The following is a 2,769-nucleotide window of genomic DNA, read 5'->3' on the forward strand; positions in this document are numbered from 1 at the left end:
CGCCCCGGGCCGCGCGCCCGACCGGTACGTGCCCGCCCTGCTGCCGCTGCCCGCGCCGTCCCGGGCCGCCGCCGACCTCTCCGGCCGGGTCGCCGCCGTCCTCGGCGGCGCACCCGCGCTCGCGGACGCGCTGCGCGACCGGCTGACCCGCCGCGGGGCGGCCCCGGCCGACGCGGCGACCCCACCGGCGGAACTCGACCTGGCGATCCTGCTGCCGGTGACCGACGCCGACGGGGAGCCGGCCCTGCCGGCGGCCTACGACCGGCTCCGCACGCTGCTGACCGCCGGGGTGCCGGACATCACCGTCGTCACCACCATGGGCGGGCGCTTCGCGCCCGTCGACTCCGAGACGGCCCCCGCCGGCCAGCACGCCGCGCTGGCCGGGATCGGCTTCGCCGGGCTGGTCCGCACGGTGGCCCACGAGTACCCGCAGGCCCGGGTCCGGCTGCTCGACGTGGACCCGCAGGGCGGCGCGGAGGCGGTCGCCGGCCGCGTCGTCGACGAGATGGCCGCCGGCACCCGCGGGATCGTCGGCCTGCCCGGCGGCGCCCGGGTGACCCGCCGGCACGTCCGGCAGGACCTCCCCGCCGGGCCCGCGACGCTCGACCTGGACGCCGACTCGGTGGTGCTGGTCACCGGCGGCGGGCGGGGCATCACGGCCCGGACGGCCGTCGCGCTGACCGACCGGTACGGCTGCCACCTGGAGATCATCGGTCGCACCGCCCCGCCGGCGGCGGTCGAGGACCCCGCCACGGCCGGCCTGACCGACCCGGCCGACCTGCGCCGCGCCCTGCTCGCCGCCGGCGCCGGCACGCCGGCCGAGGTGGAACGCCGGCTGCGCGCCCTGCTCGCGGGGCGCGAGCTGCGCACCGTCCTCGACCGGCTCGACGCGCACGCCGCCTCCCTGCGGTACCACCGCTTCGACATCCGCGACGACGCCCGGCTGGCCGCCACGGTCGACGAGGTCTACCGCCGGCACGGCCGCATCGACGTCGTCGTGCACGGCGCCGGGGCGGTCGACGACCGGCTCATCCGGGACAAGGACCAGGCGTCCTTCTCCGCCGTCTACGACGCGAAGGTGCGCAGCGCCCGGGTCCTGCTGGACGCGCTGAAGCCGGACCTGCGGCTGCTGCTCTACTTCTCCAGCGTCTCCGGCGTGTTCGGCAACCGGGGGCAGGCCGACTACGCGGCGGCGAACGACGCGCTGGACACCCTCGCGCTGGCCGCCGCCGACCGGTTCACCGGCCGCACCCTGGCGGTGGCGTGGGGCCCGTGGGCCGCCGCCGGCGGCGGGATGGTCTCGGCGGAGCTGGAGCGGGAGTACGCGCGCCGCGGCATCGCGGTGATCGACCCCGAGGCCGGCGTCGAGGCGCTGATGCGCGAGATCGTCGAGGGCCCGCGGGACGCGCACCAGGTGCTGTACGTGGCCGGCGACCCGGCCCCGTTCCAGCCCACCGGGTTCGATGACTGAGCCGGCCGGGTCGCCGCAGTCCCGCCCGACGGGACCGGCCGTCCTGCGGCTCGCCGCGTCCTCCCCCGCCGAGCTCGCCGACCGGCTGCGGGCGGTCGCCCGGGGCGGGCCCGGCCCCGCCGATCCGGCCGATCCCGACCTGCCGTGCCGGGTGGCGCTGCTGACGCCGACGGCGGACCGGCTCGCCCTCGCGCAGGAACTCGTGCTGCGGGAACGGTCGTGGGACGGCCCCGCCGACCTCTGGTACACCGCCGACCCGGTGCTGCGGCCGGGCCGGCCGGGCCAGGTGGCGTTCCTCTTCCCCGGCCTGTCCGCCCACGACCGGCCGCCGCTCGACGACGTGGCCGGGGCGTTCGGCCTGCCCGGCCACCAGCCGGACCGCACCGGGACGGTGGGCGGCCGGACGTGGGACCTGCTGCACACCGGGCGGCTGCTCGACGGCGCGCTGCGGCGGCTGGGCATCCGGCCGGACCTCGTCGCCGGGCACAGCGCCGGCGAGTGGAGCGCCCTGTTCTCGGCCGGCAGGTGGGCGGCGGAGGCCTTCGACGAGTTCGCCCGGGGCATGGGGCCGGACGCCTACCAGCTGCCCGACGTGGCGTTCGCGGTGGTCGGCTGCCCGGTCACCGAGGCGAGACGGCTGATCGACGGGGTCGCCGACGTGGTCATCTCCCACGACAACAGCCCTCGGCAGACGGTGCTCTGCGGCACCGACGCGGCGATCCACACCGCGTTCGCCCGGATCGCCGACCCGGCGATGCCCCGGACCGTCCTGCCGTTCCGGTCCGGGTTCCACAGCCCGATGCTCGCGCCCTACCTCGACCCGGTCGCCGCCGTCCTGCGCGCCGTGCCGCTGCGGACCTCGGCGGTGCCCGTCTGGTCGGCGACCACGGTGGACCGTTATCCCGACGACGCGCCGGCGCTGGGCAGGCTCCTCGTCCGGCACCTGGTCTCGCCGGTCCGCTTCCGCGAGCTGGTGCAGCGCCTCCACGACGAGGGCGCCCGCGTCTTCGTGCAGGTCGGCCACGGCAGCCTGGCCGCCTTCGTCCGCGACACGCTGCACGGCCAACGGCACGTCGTGGCCAGCGCCTCGAAGGGACGGCCCGACGGGCTGGCGGAAATGGCCCGGCTCGCCGCGGCGCTGTGGGTGCAGGGGCTGCGACCCGACTTCGCCGCGCTCCCCGGCGCCGACGACCCGGCCCGACCCGACCACATCCTCCGGCGCGCCGACGACCCCCTCGGGCCGCGGTCGGGCCCGAGGCCCGAGGCGTTCCGGCACGCCATCGCCCGGGACCTGCCGG

General features: G+C 78.4%; 2 protein-coding genes. Both read left to right on the plus strand.

The features are described 5' to 3' along the window. Positions 1–1,471: SDR family NAD(P)-dependent oxidoreductase (locus ACWENR_RS30355; protein ID WP_452280370.1), on the plus strand; the 1,471-nt coding region annotated here is incomplete at its 5' end. Next, the coding region (locus ACWENR_RS30360; RefSeq protein ID WP_452280371.1) for an acyltransferase domain-containing protein at positions 1,464–2,769 on the plus strand (1,306 nt) is incomplete at its 3' end. The genes ACWENR_RS30355 and ACWENR_RS30360, both read left to right, overlap by 8 nt.

The organism is Micromonospora sp. NPDC004336, assembly GCF_053602615.1.